We start from the raw sequence: 16,321 nt of genomic DNA, 5'->3' as shown, positions 1-16,321 counted from the left end.
GAACAGGGCGTCGGTGGGCACCCGTGCGCCCATGCACTGGGGGTCACTCCCCTCGCGTCTGCGTTCCGTCTCCGGGCGGGCCGGGCTGTCGACCGTCAGACAGCGGGGACGCAAGCTCCCGCGCCCAGCCGGCTCAGGCCGGTGAGGTCGCCGGCGGCGAAGTCGAGGACGGCGGAGGTCGTCGGGTACATGAGCTGCGTCGGGTCGTCGACGTGGTCCAGGCCCACCAGGTGCGCGAACTCGTGCAGCACGATCGCGCGGGCGACCGCCTGACCGCCCGGTCGGCTGAGGATCTCGGTGAACTGGGCGGCGTCGAGCTCGACCAGGCCGGTGACGTAGACACCTGGCCCCTCGCCGGACGAGACGGCGAGGCTGCCCGCCAAGCCGGCGACGTCGGCGGCGAGGTCGGGCTGTTCGGCGACGGTGTCCCAGGTGACGAGCACGGGCGCCCAACGGTCGCCGTAGCGGTCGGGTTGGAAGGGATCGCGCTGGTCACTCGGGGGCTCGTCGGTGGCACCGTCGTCGACGAACTGCAGCCCGGTGACCGCCGAGATCTGGGCGACCGCGTCGGAGATGAGCAGGTCGCCGCCGACTGGCTCGTTGTCCGGACGGACGACGTAGTGCACCGGCCGGCACGGGTCGTAGGCGATCGGCGTGAGCCCGTCGTCCTCCAGCTGCGCGAACTGGTGGGTCCCGCCGCCTGCAGGAGGGGCGAGAGGCGTGCCCAGCGGGCCGTCGGCCGCCTCGATGCCGGCCGTCGGCGCGGTGCGGTCGGTGGCCGTCGCCTCGAGGCCGGGCAGCAGCTCGACGGCTACGGCGGCGGACGCCACGATGGCGACCACCACCAGCGCTCCCCCGATGCCCGTCCGCGTGCGCCGCTTCCGCGTGCGGCGAACGGGTGGCTGCGCGGGCGTCCAGGCACGCCAGGGCTCGGCCGGGCTGGTCCGACCGACGGACTCGTCGAGGACCCACTGCGGGACCCGACCCGTCGGTGAGGTGCGCAGCCCGGTGGGTGCGTGCGCCCGGTCGTCGTGCTGGCGCACTGCTCCCCCATCGTCGGCCGATCGTGTTCCGCTGCTGTTCGTAGCCGACCGCCGGCCCCGCGTGGAGCCCTCGTCGCCCGCACGGGTGAGCACGAACTGGTGCCACAACTCAACGCCTAGCGACACGCGCGGTAGGCCCCGAGGTGAGCACGCGAAGCCTCAACGACCATCAGCGCTGCCGCGAGACCTCGGTGATGTCGTGGAGGTGGTGGATGCCTTCGTGCGCTGCCTGCCGGACCAGCCACCGCGCGCTGCGCTGCTCCCCTGGGAGGCGGTGCACCGGTCGGCCCCAGTCCTCCGGTCGGACTCGCGCGATCTCGGCAAGGAAGCCGGTGACGTGGGCCTGCAGCTGGTCCAGCGCAGGCTCGACGGCGGCGTCGCGGTAGCCGAAGCGGCGGGCCCGCAGGTCGTTGAGCATCGGTTCGAGGGCCGGGTCGTCCTCGGTGCGCGCACGGTGCAGCCGGATGGTGGAGGTGGCGTAGACGTCGCGCAGGTGACACAAGTACTCCACCGCAGACCACGCGCCGTCCGGGCCGGGCTGCCGGCACGTCGCATCGTCGAGCGAGCCGAACAGCGCCCGGGCTCGGGCCGGGATGGCCGCGATGACAGCTGACGCGCGGTCGACGTCGTGATCGGCGTAGGAGAACGGGCACGACAGGCAGACGTGCCCCTCGCCGGCGAGCGGCGGCAACGCCGGACGGTGGTCGGCTGGCACACCGCCATCCTCGCCGGTCATCCGCCGACGGGATGCTGTTCCGGCCCGCTCATCGCCAGTGACGAGCGCAAGGTCCTCGGCGCATTGGCCTCTTGATGACACGGGCCGCGGTGCGGGAGCTCATCGAGCTGATGACCCGCACCTTGGCGCCGCTGGCTGGCCGTTCGACGGGCCGTGGTCACCACAGTCCAGTGCCGGACGCCGCGGTGGTCGGCGGCGCCGGCCCTGCACTCGAGCCGCTCGTGCCGGTACGGCCGGGAGCGGACTCAGTAGCGGCTGCCGCCGCCCGAACCCTTGCCACTGCGCTTGGCCTGGAAGTCGGCGAAGGCCTTCTTGAGCTTCGCCTGGTTCTGCGGCTTGCGGGCCTCCTGGATGACCTTCGACGCGACGCCGGAGATCAGGAGCTTGCGGATCATGCCTGCCATGGTGGTCTCCCTCTGGTGAAGCGGCCGGTGCTGGCCGCGGATCTTCGGACGTGTGCCCCAGGACGACGAGACCCACGCCCGACGGGTTCCCCGAGGCTCAGCGCGCACCGGCGATGCGGGCCAGTGCCTGCTCCAGCACCGCGCGGGCCACCTGCCGGCGCGCCGGCTCGTCCAGGGCAGCAGCGGGCACGTGCAGGTGGTGCGTCGCCGCTGAGGTGCGTTCGAGCCGGAAGTCCGGGTCGTCCTCTGCGACCGTCACCGCGGCGTCCGGGTCGAGTGCGACGGAGAGCGTCTGCGGCCGGGCGTAGGCAGCGACCCGCTCCTCCCCCACCGGCCGCACGGCCACGTAGTGCGGCATCACCGTGAGGGTCAACGGCACCTGGGCCCCGACCTCGTCCACGAGCCGCTGGATCGCCGGCGCGACGTTGTGCGCGCCCAGCTCGCCGAACGTCCGGGCCGGACCCGCGTCGTCCACCGGCCGCTCGGCCCGGTTGCGTTCCTGGCGCACCGGGCGGATGCCGAGGACGTCGGTTCCGTCCCGGCTGTCCCCGGCGCGGCGGTAGAGCTCGGCGGGCTTGCCCATGGCGCCCGGCCGCTCCTTGCGGGCGAACTCTCCGGTGGGCTGGATGAGCCCCTTGCCGACCATGTAGCGCCGGAACGTGTCGATGGACGGCCGGCTCTCCCCCGGGCCGGGCTGTGGCGCCACCGCGTCGTGCAGCGCCTGCAGGGCCTTCAACGGGAATGCCTCGCCGAGCAGGCCGGCGGGGTCGGGCTGCAGCGCGTAGTCCTGCCGCACCCGGTCGACGGCCAGGCGCACGATCACGTCATGGTCGAACGGCTGCCCCACGGCGTCGTCCACGGGCACGACCCGGACGTCGTCCCGGCTCGCCACCACCGGGTCGACGTCCTCGGCGAGCAGCATGACGACGTGCGCGACGCAGAGGACCCAGCCCCGGTCATCGCGTTCGGTGTCCTCGAAGACGTGCAGCTGCTGCGGGCGCGTCCCGCGGAGGCCCACCTCCTCCGCCAGCGAGCGGAGGACGGCGTCGGCCAGCGTCTCGCCCTCGGGCAGGAAGGTGCCAGGCAGCGCCCACTCCCCGCGGCGTTGGTGCTGGACGACGCCGAGAGCGCCGTTGCGCACGTCCACCGTCAGGACGGCGGTGTCCACCGCGACGGACGGGCGTCGGTGGCCCGCCGACGAACGGTCCTGCTCTGCCTGGTCACTCACCCGTTGACCGTAGGGCGTGTGTGCGGCTGACTCGTACGCGGTTGCACGCCGTGCCACCGGGAGGGAGGCCAGATGTCCGGGCTCATGCCGCGCGACCACCGCGTCGCCGGCGCGCTGATCGGTTCCGCCGTCGGCGATGCACTGGGCGCCCCGTTCGAGTTCGGCCCGGCCGGCCGGTTCTCCGCTCGCTTCCCCACCGACGCCCGCGGGGTGGCCACGGAGATGTGCGGCGGCGGATCGCTGGACCGGGAGCCGGGCGAGTTCACCGACGACACCCAGATGGCGCTGCTCGTGGCGGCGTCCCTGGTCGAGCGGGGCGGTCTGGACGAGGCCGACCTCTTCGACCGGTTCCGCACCTGGCTGCGCGCCGACCCGCCGGACGCCGGGAAGCAGACCTGCGCCGTCCTCGGTTCCGGCCGGCCGTGGGACGTCGCCGCGGCTGAGCACTTCGCCCGCTCCGGGCACGCGGCCGGCAACGGCTCGCTGATGCGGACGACGCCGGCCGCGATCTGGTTCGCCCGGTCCGGCACCGCGGCCACCATGGACGCCGCCCGGCGGATCTCCGCCCTCACCCACGGCGACCCGTCGGCCGGTGAGGGCTGCGCGGTCTTCCACGAGCTGCTGCGCGTGGCGCTGGACGGCGGCGACCCGCTGGCGGCGATCCCCGCGGCCCTGGAACTCGTGGCGCCCGAGCACCGCGACCGTTGGGCGACCGTGCTGGCACCGGACTGGACGCCGGACCAGGCGACCGAGAGCAACGGCGCGGTGTGGCCGACGCTCGGTTCCGCGGTGTGGGCGCTGCGCAACGGCGGCGACTTCGCCAGGGTGATGCGGCTGATCATCGACCTCGGTGGCGACACCGACACGGTGGCCGCCGTCGCCGGTGGGCTGGCCGGTGCGGTGTTCGGCATCGCCGGCATCCCGATGCGCTGGACCTCCGTCGTCCACGGCCGGGTGCCGGGCTACGCCGACAAGCGCTGGGACCTGGCCGACCTGCACGCCCTCGCCATGACCCTGGACGGCAGCCCGACCAACCGGCACGTCGCAGCTCGCAGCCCGCGGATCGAGCCGCGCGAGGTGCTGCCGGGTGTGTGGGCCGCCGACCTGGACGGTGCGCGGAACAGCGCTCGGGACTTCGCCGTCATCTCGCTGTGCCGCACCGGCGAGCCGTTCGGGCACGAGGTGCAGCGGTACGCCTACCTGACCGACGACGACGCGAACAGCGAGGTGGACGCCGTGCTGGCCGACGTCCTCGACGACATGGAGAGGCTGCGAGCCGAGGGCCGGCCGGTGCTCGTGCACTGCCACGGCGGGGCGTCCCGCACCGGGCTGGTGCTGCGAGCGTGGCTGCGCCGGACGGCGGGCCTGTCGGCCGCGGAGGCGACGGCCAGGGTGCAGGACGCGTGGCCGTACCTCGGCCTCTGGAACGACAGCTTCACCGCCGCGCTGGAGCGGGTTGGCTCGCCCGACGGAACGAGGAACTGAGGCGGCCGCGGACCAGGTACGCAGTCACGCGCAGGGATCCGGGCCCATCCCGTCCGCCCGCGCACCACCCGTCCCACCTGCCACCGGCGGACCTCGTCCTGTCGCTGCGGGCCGGTAGACAGGGCGCATGACCGACCCCGTGGACCTCCAGCCGGCAGTGACCGACGTGGCGGCGACGGGGGCGCGGGTCACCGTCGAGGTCACCGCCGTACCCGTGCTCAGCTACGCGCTCGCGCACAACGGCATCACCGTCGTCTCCCAGCTGGTGCTCACCGGGCACGGTGAGCCGGTGCGGCACGCCAGCGTGCACGTGGGCATCCGGGACGCCGCGGGACCGATCGGCGAGGCCGTCGAGCTGTTCGCCGACGTCGACCCGGGGCACACCACGGTGCTCACCGACGTGGGGCTGCGACTGGACCCGGCCGCGATGCTGCAGGTCGAGGAGCGCCGTCCCGGCTGGTTGTCGGTCCTGGTGGAGAAGGACGGCGAGGTGCTCGGCCGGGCGCGCGTCCCGGTGCAGGTCCTGGCCGCGGCGCAGTGGCTGGCCACTCCGCTGGAGCTGGCGATGGAGATGCTCGCCGCCCACGTGCAGCCGAACCACCCGTCGATCACCGCGCTGGTCGCCGAGGCCGCCGAGGTGCTGGGCACGGAGACCGGCAGCCCGTCGATTCAGGGCTATCAGGCCGGCGCCGAGCGGGTGGACGCGATCGCCGCCGCGGTCTGCGCCGCCGTGCAGGCCCGCGCCGTCCGCTACAGCGAGCCGCCGGCCAGCTGGGCCGACGTCGGGCAGAAGGTGCGCACGCCCGGCGAGGTGCTCGACGAGCGGGTCGGCACCTGCCTGGACCTGGTCGTCGTCCTGGCTGCTGCGCTCGAGCAAGCCGGCATCCGGCCGCTGCTCTGGCTGGTCGAGGGGCACGCCTTCCTCGGCTACTGGCGCGAGGAGCTGTCGTCGCAGAGCTCGGCGACCACTGACGTCGCCAGCCTGGTGAACCTGGTCGACCTGGGGCTGATCCGGCTGGTCGAGACCACGATGCTCACCGCCCGGGCTGAGCCATTCGGCTTCGACGAGCTGCACCGCCCGCCCTATGCGGCCTGGCTCACCGGCGACCTCGACCGGGTGATCGGGGTGGTCGACGTCTACCGCGCCCGGCGCGACGGCGTCCTCCCGCTGCCGGCGCGCACCCGGGACGCCGACGGCACCGTGCAGGTGGTCGAGTACCGGCCGGCCGTGCACAGCACCCTGGCCCGCCCGGCCGACACCGGGACGGCGGCGGAGCACGAGGCCCGGGAGGTCGCCCCGCCGCGGATCGCGCAGTGGAAGAACGCACTGCTGGACCTGAGCCTGCGCAACCGGCTGATCAACTACACGCCGCGCGCCGGGATCGCGCTGACCGTGCCCGACGCGCACCTGGGTGCGCTGGAGGACCTGGTCAACGGCGGGACGGCGCTGACCCTGCTGCCCAGCGACCAGCTGGCCGCCGTGCAGCGCGAGCGGGGGCTGCGGTCGGCCCGGGAGCTGCCGCCGGAGCTGCTGGCCGAGCTGCTGCTGGAGCGGCGGGGGCTGTACGTCGACGTCCCGGAGAACTCGTACCTGACCCGGATGCGGGCACTGGCCTACAAGGCGAAGACGGTGCTGGAGGAGACCGGCGCCAACAACCTGTACCTGGCTCTGGGCAGCCTCGCCTGGGAGCTCGACGGCCGGCCGCTGCGCTCACCGCTGATCCTGGTGCCCGTCGTGCTGAAGGCCCACTCGCGGTCCGGTGCCTACCGGCTGACCGTGGACGAGTCCGGCACCAGCACGCCCAACTACTGCCTGCTGGAGAAGCTCCGCCAGCTGCACGGCCTGAGCGTGCCCGGTCTGGCCGAGCCGACCGAGGACGGCGCCGGGATCGACCTGGATGCCGCGCTCCAGGCGATGCGGGTCGCGCTGGTCGAACAGGGACTGCCGTACCGGGTGGAGCCGACCGCCGACCTCGCGATCCTGGCCTTCGCGAAGTTCCGGCTGTGGAAGGACCTCGACGAGCACTGGGCGACGCTGAGCGAGAACCCGCTGGTCGCCCACCTGGTGCACTCCCCCACCGACCCGTTCGACGACCCGGTCGCCGAAGACGGCTCAGTCGACCTCGACGAGCTGGCGGCCGCCGTGCCGGTGCCCGCGGACGCCTCGCAGCTGACCGCGGTCGCCGAGGCTGCCGCCGGCCGGACGTTCGTGCTCGAGGGCCCGCCGGGGACGGGCAAGTCGCAGACCATCACCAACCTGCTGGCCCGCGCGGTCGCCGACGGCAAGCGGGTGCTGTTCGTCGCCGAGAAGCGCGCCGCGCTGGACGTCGTCGCCCGGCGGCTGGACGCAGTCGGGATGGGCCCCTTCGCCCTCGACCTGCACGACAAGGGCAGCCGGCCGGCCGTGGTCCGGGCGCAGATCCGCGCGGCGCTGGAGCACGCGGTGCAGGTCGACGAGCAAGGTCTCGCCGCCGACGGGGAGGACCTCCGCTCGGCCCGGCGCTCGCTGGCCCGGTACGCGACTCGGCTGCACGAACCGAACGCCGCCGGACTGTCGCTGTACAGCGCGCACACCGGCGCGCTCAGCGTGGGCGACTCGGTGCCACCGCTGCCCATCTCACCGGCTGCGGTCGGTGGGCTGACCGCCGACGACGTCGCGGCGGTGCGGCGCGCGCTGGCCGGCCTCCCGGACGTCGCCGACCTGGCCCGGCCGCGGCCAGGCCACCCGTGGGGCTTCGTGGACGTCGCGGACATCGACGTGCCGGAGGCCGCGACCGCCGCTGCTGCGGTCGATGCCGCCGTCGCCGAGTTGCTGGGGTCGGCGCGGCTGGCGCCGGTGCTGGCCGCGGTGCACACGCCTGCTGATCTGGTCGGGCTGGCCGGAGTGCTGGACGGCCCGCCGGTCGACCTGGCGGTGCTGGACGAGACCCGGTCGGCACGCTGGCGCACCGAGACGTCCGCACTGTTGGCCGACGCCGCCGCCTTCCGCACCGCGCAGCACCCGGGCCTGGACGTGGCGACGCCCGATGCTCTGGACCTCCCGCTGGCCGAGATCGCCGCCGCCGGGCAGGCCGCCGCGCAGTCTGGCTTCTTCGGCCGCAAGCAACGACTGATCGCCGTCCGCGACCAGCTGGCTCCGGTGCTGACCGGCGAGGTGGCGCCGAAGGCGGTTCCGACGCTGGCGTCGGCCCTGCTCGCCGCGCAGACGACGGCGCGGGCACTGGCCGCCCGCGCCGCCGCGATTCACGGGCTGCAGGTCCCGGCGACGTGGAACCCTCTGACCGATCCCGGTCTGGTCGACCGGGAGGCCGACTGGCTCCGGAGCGCCGGTGCGGTGGTCGAGGGCAGCGACGGCTTCCCCGGGGCGTTGCGCGCGCTTCTGGCGCAGGGGCCGGGGACCAACCCGTCCGCCGCGGCGGCGGTCGGCCGCGCGGAGGAGGCGGTGGAGCGGCTGCTGACCGTCTGCCGGTCGACGCCAGACCAGCTCGCGGCGTGGGCGGGCACCGACGGGCTGTTCGCCCGGTGGCAGGCCACCCGCGCCGAACGGACGGTCACGGCTCCCGGGGTGCCGTCGCTGCACCGGTGGCTGGACTTCGTCGCGGCCGTGGAGCCGCTGCGCGCGGCCGGGCTGGGTGAGGCTCGGTCGGCGTTGCTGTCCGGTGCGGTGCCGGCCGACGACGCCGTCCGCTCCTTCGAGCTGGGGCTAGCCGGGGCCGCGATGACCGAGCGGGAGGAGGCCACCGGGCTGGCCGTCTTCGATGCGCCGGTGCACGAGCGGGCGATCACCCGGTTCTCCGCGGCGTCCCGGGCGGTGCGCCGGCACCTGACCGCAGCGCTGCCCGCATCGGTGGTGGCGGCGCGATCGTTCGACGTCACTGCCCGCGGGGGCCGGGTGGGTGCGCTGCAGCGGGAGCTGAACCGGCAGCGCGGCGGGCTCGGTGTGCGCGGGCTGATCGCCGAGTACGGCGAGCTGGTCACGGCGGTCATGCCGTGCGTGCTGGTCAGCCCCGACTCGGTGGCTCGCTTCTTCCCGGCCAGGGCCGGGCTGTTCGACCTGGTGGTGTTCGACGAGGCGTCGCAGATCCGGGTCGCCGACGCGGTCGGCGCGCTGGGCCGGGCGCACGCTGCGGTCGTCGTCGGGGACAGCAAGCAGATGCCGCCGACGTCGTTCGCCGAGCCGACGACGGACGACGACTCGCTGCCGGAAGACCTGGCCACCGCGGTGGAGGACGAGGAGTCGATCCTCTCGGAGTGCGTGCAGGCGCGGGTGCCGCGGCAGTGGCTGTCGTGGCACTACCGCAGCCAGGACGAGTCGCTGATCGCGTTCAGCAACGGCCAGTACTACGAGAACCGGCTGTCCTCATTCCCGGCACCGGTGCACGGGCCCGCCTCCTCGGCCCCGGACGGCCGCGGTGTCTCGCTGGTGCGGGTGGAAGGCACGTTCCACCGCTCGGGCGCGGGCAAGCTGCTGCGCACCAACCCGGTCGAGGCGGAGGCGATCGTCGCGGAGATCCGCCGGCGCTTCGCGCTCTCCCCCGACGAGCCGCCCTCGATCGGCGTGGTCACCTTCAACGCCCAGCAGCGGGCACTGATCGATGCACTGCTGCGGGACGCCGGTGACGAGCGATTGGTCGAGGCGCTGGACCGCACCGACGGCGAGGGGCTGTTCGTGAAGAACCTGGAGAACGTGCAGGGCGACGAGCGCGACGTCGTGCTCTTCTCGACCGCGTTCAGCGCCAACGACCGGGGCCAGCTGCCGCTGAACTTCGGGCCGCTGAACAAGGTGGGTGGTGAGCGGCGGCTGAACGTGGCGATCACCCGCGCCCGGCGGCAGGTGGTGGTGTTCTCCTCCTTCGACCCGGCCGACCTGCGGGCGGAGCAGACGTCGTCGGTGGGGATCAAGCACCTGCGCGCCTACCTGGACCTGGCCGCGCACGGTACCGACGCGTTGCCGCGGGACGCGCGGTTCGCCTCGCTGCCCGACCGGCACCGGGACTCCGTCGCCGACGCGCTGCGTGCTCGTGGGCTGGTGGTGCGGACCGACGTGGGGCTGTCGGAGTTCAAGGTGGACCTGGCCGTGTCGCTGGCCTCGGCGCCGGACGTGCCGGTGCTGGCGGTGCTGCTCGACGGCCCGGCGTGGGCCCGGCGGCGGACGGTCGGTGACCGCGACGGCCTGCCGGTGGAGGTGCTCGGCGAGATGCTGCGCTGGCCGGCGGTGGAGCGGGTGTGGCTCCCGGCCTGGCTCGCTGACCGAGAGGCGGTGGTGGAAGGGCTTGTCGCCGCCGCCCAGACCCCCGTCGCTCCCCCTCCTCCGGTCCAGCCGCTCTCCGTCCCGGTGACCGTGACGGCTGCTCCGCTAGCTCCGGCTTCGGTTCGTTCGGCTCTAGATGCTGCGGAGATCGCCTCTCCCGCAGCGGTGCTGGACGGCGAGGAGCCGTTCGTGCCGTGGACTCCGGCGCCGGCGGGCGCCCGGAACCTGCTCGACCAGCTGGGCAACCGGCGGGTGGCCGAGCAGGTGCGGGCGGTGCTGGAGGCCGGGGTCGAAGCGGAGGGGCCGATCCACCTCGACCGGCTGACCCGGCTTGCCGCGGGTGCGTTCGGGCTGGGCCGGGTGGCTCAGGCCCGCCGGGACGCGCTGGCCGCGCTCGTGCCCGAGGCAGCCCGGGTCGGCGACGTCGTCTGGCCGGCGCAGCTGGACCGGGCGACGTGGGCCGGGTTCCGCCGTGATCCGGAGGCGACCCGGCCCATGGAGCAGGTGGCGCCGGAGGAGATCGGCAACGCGATGGTCGTGCTGTGCCGGGCGAGCGCCGGAATGACTAGGGACGAAATGTTCGTCCAGACGCTGGAGGTGTTCGGCTACCGCCGCCGCACCCCGGCCCAGGTCGCCGTCCTCGAGTCGGCGCTGGCAGCGACGACATCCGCTGGCCGGCTGACGACCACGCCGTCCGGTCTGCTGACGCCAGGCGCCCGCTGACCCGACCATCGGCCGTCGGCCCGCGGACGCCAGGGCTGGGCCATCCCGCTCAGGCGTCAACCCTGGACCGTCAGCAAGACTTCCTCGTGTCTAGGCTCAGCCGGCGATGCCGCACGATCTGCCGGGCCGCCGCCCACCCCTCCGGCGTCAGCGGTTATAGGTGGACGGCGCCCTTGCAGGCCTCCCCGTACCACAGGACGCTCCTTGAAAAGGACCCAGCGTCCTGGCTTACGGCGTTTCGATGCGGTCAAGCAGCAACAGCGGGAAACACGACGAGTGAACCATCGCTGCTCCGTTCGATCTCGATCGCAACGTCAGATTGCTGAGTCTCTCCGTGGAGGCCATCCCCCAGGGCGCGAAGACGGTAGGCAACCTTGAGCAGGTCGTCCACAGCCCCTTGCGTCCACATAAGGCTGTGGAAACCGCCAGAGGGTTTCAGTTCGAGCGTCGACAGGCGAAGAAGAATCGTGGAGATCTCAACCTCCAACTCATCGACGCGACGTTCGTCGTCCTGCAAGGTACGGACGAAGGTCTTGAACGGGTGGCTTGCACCTTCCCGCTGCGCATGCTCAACAGCTTGGAGGACAAGCACCCGGCGCTTGAGAGCAATCGCCAGCCTCGCAAGTTCAAGGTGCGCACGGAACGCGCCACCTTCTTCGTTGATGCCGGGGAATGCCTTCGTGAGGGCTCCGATCTCGACCGGACCCTCCGGCAGCGCAGCGAGCGACGCCTGCCACTTGGTAAGCCGGTTGCGAGTCCGTTCGATCGACGTGCCTATCGTGTGCACGGCCGAATCGAGGCCTAGGGACGCGCCGATGCGGCCCTGGTCGAGGAGGATCGAGGTCGCCTTGTCGATGGCGTCGCGGCAACCGCCGAGTTCGCTGCGTTCGTCGTCCAGCTTGTTTTCGTGCAGTTGCTCCAGCAGGTCGGTCATCCGCTCGATCGCCGCCTGACGTTGATGATCGGCATAGGCGCTGACGCTGACCGCTACGGCCATGAGCACGAGTGGCGCGGCTACCGTCAGAGCCCCAGCACCCGCAACCGCCACACCTGCTGTGGCTGCCGAGCCTGTTGCCGCACCCGCAGCTGCCGCCTTACCCGCGACGGGAACGAAGGTCGCGTTCGCGGCGATCCCGGTGGAGTTCATGAGAGCACTGTGAACACCCCCGGCAATCTCTTTTGACGGCATGGATCGGACAAGGCCCTTGCCGACTTGTGCGGCTACTCTTGCCGGGACAACCATCCGGTAAAGCATCTCACCGCTGGCAGCAACATTCTCCGTCGAACCTGACTTTGCCGTCTGAGACATGAGCTGCGATAACTGCTGCGCAAGCGGACTGGCTGCATGCAGCGAGATGCCGCCATTGCGCTTGCGTGCGGTCGATATCGGATACGCCTCCAACGTCGCGATCGGAGAGGCCGCGAGTGTCGCCAGGACCGTTCTCAGCTCGGCCAGGCGAGCGGGTGTCATGCACTCTTCGCCGAAGACGTCTGGCACAGACACCTCCTCGGTAGCGAGGGTCCACACCGGTACGAGCGGATTGCTATCTGCAGTCACGTCATACTTCCTGTTCAAGCCAACAGCCCCACGTCCGACGTCAAGGCACTCGAAACAAGTTAGGCGTTCGGCGGGGCAGCGGAGCGCAAGTGCGGGGGGCGAAACGCGTGGCGCCCCCCCTGCGTCACCGACGCCCCACGAGTCCCGCCTGCCTGTGCGCGCCGGCCGCGGGGATGCGGAGATCCCGCGAGTGGCATGCCGTCGGTCGGTGATCCCCTCGCTCGCCTCCCACCGACGGAGCTGCTCCCGCTGCGTTTGAGCGACGATCTCCCAGAACTCCGAGAGGTCGAACGGATAGGACACGCCGGTCGCACACCCCTCCGTCCGGATCTCCACGACACTCGCGTGCCTCAGATCGACCCAGGTGTCGACGTCCTCGTCGTCGATCAGCTCATCGACCTCCCGGACGTCGCTCACGCCGAGGTGGGACCGTAGGTCCAGCCAGCACCAGACGACCGACTCCGTCGACGGCCCCAGTGTCGGGCCGACCGACTCCTGTTCGGGCGGTGAGCTCAGCTGCAGTGGTGCACGCCGGACAGCGGCGTCTCCATGAAGCACGACTTACAGACCGGCCCGCGGCGGAGGTCCTGAGGAGCGCCGCCGCCCGAGCCGGGCGCGTAGCCCGGCAACTCGACCCGGGCTCCGCCTGCTATGTCCACGTAGGTCTTCCCAACCCAGGCGACGCCGTGACCGTTCCGGCCGAGAGCGATGTAGCTGCGACTGTTGGGAATCCAGACAGCGTCGTGCTCGACCGGGGCGGTGACCCGGAGGATCTCCGACCAGGTGTCACCGAAGGCGCCGAGCGCCGGGAGGGCGGTGGCCAGATCGTCGAAGTACTCCCGCCCCACGCCGGACAACTCGGCCTGACTCATCTCGCAGATCGGTCCATCGGATGCCTCGGCGACGTGCTTGCCAACGATGTGCGGGCACCGGGCGATGTGCCGGCGCTGCCCCGTAGCCGTTTTGTACAGCGCCTGCGGGGCGGGCACGTCGCTGTTCTGGCTGATCTCGGTCGTCACGCTCAGGACTCTGCCGCAGGGGACCGACCATTCCAGCCCACCTCCCCGGGTGCCGCGGCGGACAGCACCCGGAAGGGTGAGCCCGCCTCGGGTGCGCGACCTCTCGTCAGCGAGGGGCCGTCGGCGTTCCGGTCAAGGTCGCCCCCGAGACTCCGATGCTGCTGAAGCCGGCCTTGTCGCCGACACGTTCAAGAGTCTTCGCGAGCCCCTGGCATCGGCGCTGCACGCTCTCAACTCAGGAGTCCTGAATGACGACCGCAATCATCGAGCGCACACGATTTGACACGGTGGACGCCCGGAGGGTCACTGCTTCGATCGACCCAGCACTCGCTTCCGCTCCTGACCTGGACGCTTCCAAGCGCTTCGCTTAATTCGCCGGCGCTCACCGGTTACTGATCGTTGCCAGCCCACAGGAGCAACAGGACGTCGAATTGGCCCTCGCCTATGGACTGCACTGGCGCGGCGAGCGCGAGTTGGTGCTGGCTCTACCAGCCGGCATGTCTACAGCGACGCAGCAGCGCCTCCAGTGGCTCCGGAACGGTGTGCGCCCGTCGTTGTGGGAACACGACGGCGCGAGGTGAGCGACCGCGCTGGCTCCGGACTGGACGCCGGACCAGGCGACCGAGGCGAACCGCTGCACCTCGTGGCCGAACGGCGTCCCAGTCCGGCACCATGTCCATCGCCTTCGAACGGCGGCGGCGGTCGCGTCCGCCGCGGAGAATACCCGGTCCCGCCGAAGCCACGCCCTGAGGAAGGTGGTGCCTAAACGGAGCACCAGCGGGGCTGTCAGTCCGGCCCCGCTTCCACGGGGCACCCGTCGGTCCGCCGGGCGCCTGCGTCGTTCCAGCACGCGCCGCGCCGTATCGGTCTCGCCCGACCACAGCACCTCACTCCACCTCAGCGCTTCGGCAGGATGCCGAGCCAGTCGACGCACTCATCTGCCTTGCTCCGCCACCCGGGTCGCCAGCACGGGAGGCGCCGCGTCAGCGTCGCCGATTCTTTGCTAGCTGCTTCTGGATCAGGCGTTGAGCCGACCAGCGACAGCTGCCGCCACAGCCGCAGCGAGCGGGGGCGGGACGGCATTGCCGATCTGACGGGCAATTGCAGCCTTGGAACCGCACCACAGATGACGCTCATCGAAGCCCTGCACGACGGCCGCCTCGGCATGAGTGAGAGCACGGTTCACCTGGAGGCCACCGTTCTCCCACTGCGGGTGTAGGAAGCGCCCCTTCTCAGGTCTGAAGAACTCAGTACGGATGGTTACCGACGGTTGATCCCAGCGCAGACGACCCAAGACGTCTCCCGCGCCACTTGAGTGGCGCCGCCAGCATGGGTACTGCAGCTCTTCGGGAAGCTGGAAGCGACCTTGTCCAGGGGCGATGTGTGCATAGCGGATCTCCGAGAGGACGTCGTAGTGCCGCGTGACGTGCAGGTCGCGAAGCTTGAACGGTCCCGCCACTGGCACGCCTTGGAAGTCAATTGCGCTCTCGGGGAGCCAGACCTCGCGAACGTCAGGACCCAACACCACAGGCCCCTCCAAGAAGGCCTGACGCAGGCTGCGCCAGGCGTCGAGGCCGACGCCTGGGGACTTGGCGTGCGTCGCCACGGGATCTGTCACCGGCCCGATCCGCGAACCGACCACGACCGTACGAACACGCTTCTGGGGTGCCCCGAAATCCGCGGCGTTGAGCCGAAACACCTGAGTCCGGAAGTCGGACAGCTCCCCGCCTTCATCAGCTGCCCGTCGCAGGAGCTGGAACTCAGGCGTGCGAGCGAACCGGTCGACGTTCTCGAACACGAACATCCGCGCGCCGGACTCCCGCACGACCCTGACGAACTCCCGCCACAGCTGGTTTCGCACGTCTGCCGGGTCCCGCCGGCCGAGTGCAGAGAAACCCTGACAGGGAGGTCCGCCAACGACGACGTCCGCCAGTGGCACGTCGACGAAGGCTGCTATGTCCCCGGCGAAGGTGTGCTGGCCTGCGGGGTCGAAGTTCACCGCATAAGTCGCCGCAGCCGACACGTCTTGCTCCACCGCGGCAGCGACCCGGAAGTGGCCCTCATCCAGGAACCCTCTTGTGAGCCCTCCGCAGCCGGCGAAGAGGTCCAACATCTGAAAGCTCGGCTCCAGCACCACCTCACGCTAGTCAGACGGACACTCATCACCATGCGCCGACCCGACAGTTAGCGCGTTGAAATTTCTCACACGCCTCCTTGACAGCGCCTCGAGGACCCGACCGAGGGCCACCTCGGGGGGCTCGTGCTCCCAAATCTCGAGGACAGTCCATCCCAGGTCTTCCAGGTACCGTCGCGTCTGCGCGTCGCGAACCTTGTTCTGATCGATCTTCTGCTTCCACCAGGCAGCGTTGGCTACGGGCCAGGTCCCGTGTTCAGGGCAGCCGTGCCAGAAGCAGCCGTGCACGTTGACAGCCACTCGAGACCGCGTGAAAGCGATGTCGATCGTCCTCCGCCGCAGGCCTGGGACCGGCCACGAGACTCGATAGCGCTTACCTCGGCCATGCAGCAATCGCCTGAGCGCCATCTCGGGCGCGGTGTCCGCACGAGCCTGACGACTCATCCGTGCGGCCACGGCCGGGGAGCTCGGCACCGGCGGTTGCGGATTGTTCACAGTCACCGTCCGACATCGTGAGCAGGTGGAACGCGGGCCGCCTCTTGGCCCGCTGATCATGAACACTGAGTTGGGCAGCTCACATGCTGCGGCTGGCGCGTCGAGAGACAGCTGGCCGTGTCGCAGCCTGGACTTAGGCGCCATCCGGCAGAGCTGGGCCCGTGCCTCTGCCGCGATCCGAAATCCAGGCCGCCACGAGGCCCAACGACGCTCTCGTTCGCACACCTCCCGCGCTCTCGTCGGTC

At 71.6% G+C, this 16,321-nt stretch carries 10 protein-coding genes; 2 read left to right on the top strand and 8 right to left on the bottom strand.

Annotation, left to right across the window (positions count from 1 at the left end; translation table 11 throughout):
• Nucleotides 1–95: 95 nt before the first annotated feature.
• The 4 genes from O2W53_RS14285 to O2W53_RS14270 all read right to left on the bottom strand — a co-directional run bounded on the left by O2W53_RS14285 (nt 96) and on the right by O2W53_RS14270 (nt 3,411).
• Nucleotides 96–845 carry a matrixin family metalloprotease gene (locus tag O2W53_RS14285; RefSeq protein WP_269163713.1) on the bottom strand — a complete coding sequence of 250 codons (750 nt, stop codon included), beginning with the start codon at nt 843–845 and terminating at the stop codon, nt 96–98.
• Between the two features lie 367 nt (nt 846–1,212).
• Complete coding sequence (locus tag O2W53_RS14280; protein WP_269163712.1) at nt 1,213–1,758, bottom strand: DinB family protein; 546 nt, start codon at nt 1,756–1,758, stop codon at nt 1,213–1,215.
• A 266-nt stretch (nt 1,759–2,024) separates the two neighbouring features.
• The gene (locus tag O2W53_RS14275) at nt 2,025–2,174 is read right to left on the bottom strand and encodes a hypothetical protein (RefSeq protein WP_269163711.1); all 150 of its coding nucleotides are present in this window, start codon (nt 2,172–2,174) and stop codon (nt 2,025–2,027) included.
• 106 nt (nt 2,175–2,280) lie between these two features.
• Nucleotides 2,281–3,411, bottom strand: coding sequence for an NUDIX domain-containing protein (locus tag O2W53_RS14270; RefSeq protein WP_269163710.1), 1,131 nt, complete (start codon nt 3,409–3,411; stop codon nt 2,281–2,283).
• 72 nt (nt 3,412–3,483) lie between these two features.
• On the opposite strand from O2W53_RS14270, the gene O2W53_RS14265 reads away from it, so the two are divergent.
• Together O2W53_RS14265 and O2W53_RS14260 are read left to right on the top strand one after the other, a co-directional pair.
• Nucleotides 3,484–4,896: an ADP-ribosylglycohydrolase family protein gene (locus O2W53_RS14265; RefSeq protein WP_269163709.1), complete on the top strand. Its 1,413-nt coding sequence runs from the start codon at nt 3,484–3,486 to the stop codon at nt 4,894–4,896.
• Nucleotides 4,897–5,023: 127 nt separating this feature from the next.
• Nucleotides 5,024–10,870 carry a DUF4011 domain-containing protein gene (locus O2W53_RS14260; protein WP_269163708.1) on the top strand — a complete coding sequence of 1,949 codons (5,847 nt, stop codon included), beginning with the start codon at nt 5,024–5,026 and terminating at the stop codon, nt 10,868–10,870.
• Between the two features lie 247 nt (nt 10,871–11,117).
• Here the strand turns inward: O2W53_RS14260 and O2W53_RS14255 are convergent, their stop codons facing one another.
• The 4 genes from O2W53_RS14255 to O2W53_RS14240 form a co-directional block, all read right to left on the bottom strand.
• On the bottom strand, nt 11,118–12,368 hold the full coding sequence (locus O2W53_RS14255; protein ID WP_269163707.1) for a hypothetical protein: 1,251 nt from the start codon (nt 12,366–12,368) through the stop codon (nt 11,118–11,120).
• A gap of 572 nt (nt 12,369–12,940) precedes the next feature.
• A complete protein-coding gene (locus O2W53_RS14250; RefSeq protein ID WP_269163706.1) occupies nt 12,941–13,447 on the bottom strand; it encodes a hypothetical protein in 507 nt (168 codons plus the stop codon).
• Between the two features lie 1,018 nt (nt 13,448–14,465).
• A complete protein-coding gene (locus O2W53_RS14245) occupies nt 14,466–15,581 on the bottom strand; it encodes a DNA cytosine methyltransferase (protein WP_269163705.1) in 1,116 nt (371 codons plus the stop codon).
• Between the two features lie 9 nt (nt 15,582–15,590).
• Entirely contained in the window at nt 15,591–16,025 is a 435-nt protein-coding gene (locus O2W53_RS14240; protein WP_269163883.1) for a very short patch repair endonuclease, read from the bottom strand.
• Nucleotides 16,026–16,321: the final 296 nt, after the last annotated feature.

This window comes from Modestobacter sp. VKM Ac-2978, from assembly GCF_026968025.1.
Classification (GTDB): domain Bacteria; phylum Actinomycetota; class Actinomycetes; order Mycobacteriales; family Geodermatophilaceae; genus Modestobacter.
Note: the sequence above shows the minus strand (reverse complement) of the source record. Positions and strands in the feature narration are given on the sequence as shown.

Bases quoted from the DNA above. Each gene is read 5' to 3' on its own strand.
- O2W53_RS14275 (WP_269163711.1), bottom strand. From the start codon at position 2,174: ATGATCCGCAAGCTCCTGATCTCCGGCGTCGCGTCGAAGGTCATCCAG.
- O2W53_RS14265 (WP_269163709.1), top strand. From the start codon at position 3,484: ATGTCCGGGCTCATGCCGCGCGACCACCGCGTCGCCGGCGCGCTGATC.
- O2W53_RS14260 (WP_269163708.1), top strand. From the start codon at position 5,024: ATGACCGACCCCGTGGACCTCCAGCCGGCAGTGACCGACGTGGCGGCG.
- O2W53_RS14240 (WP_269163883.1), bottom strand. From the start codon at position 16,025: ATGAGTCGTCAGGCTCGTGCGGACACCGCGCCCGAGATGGCGCTCAGG.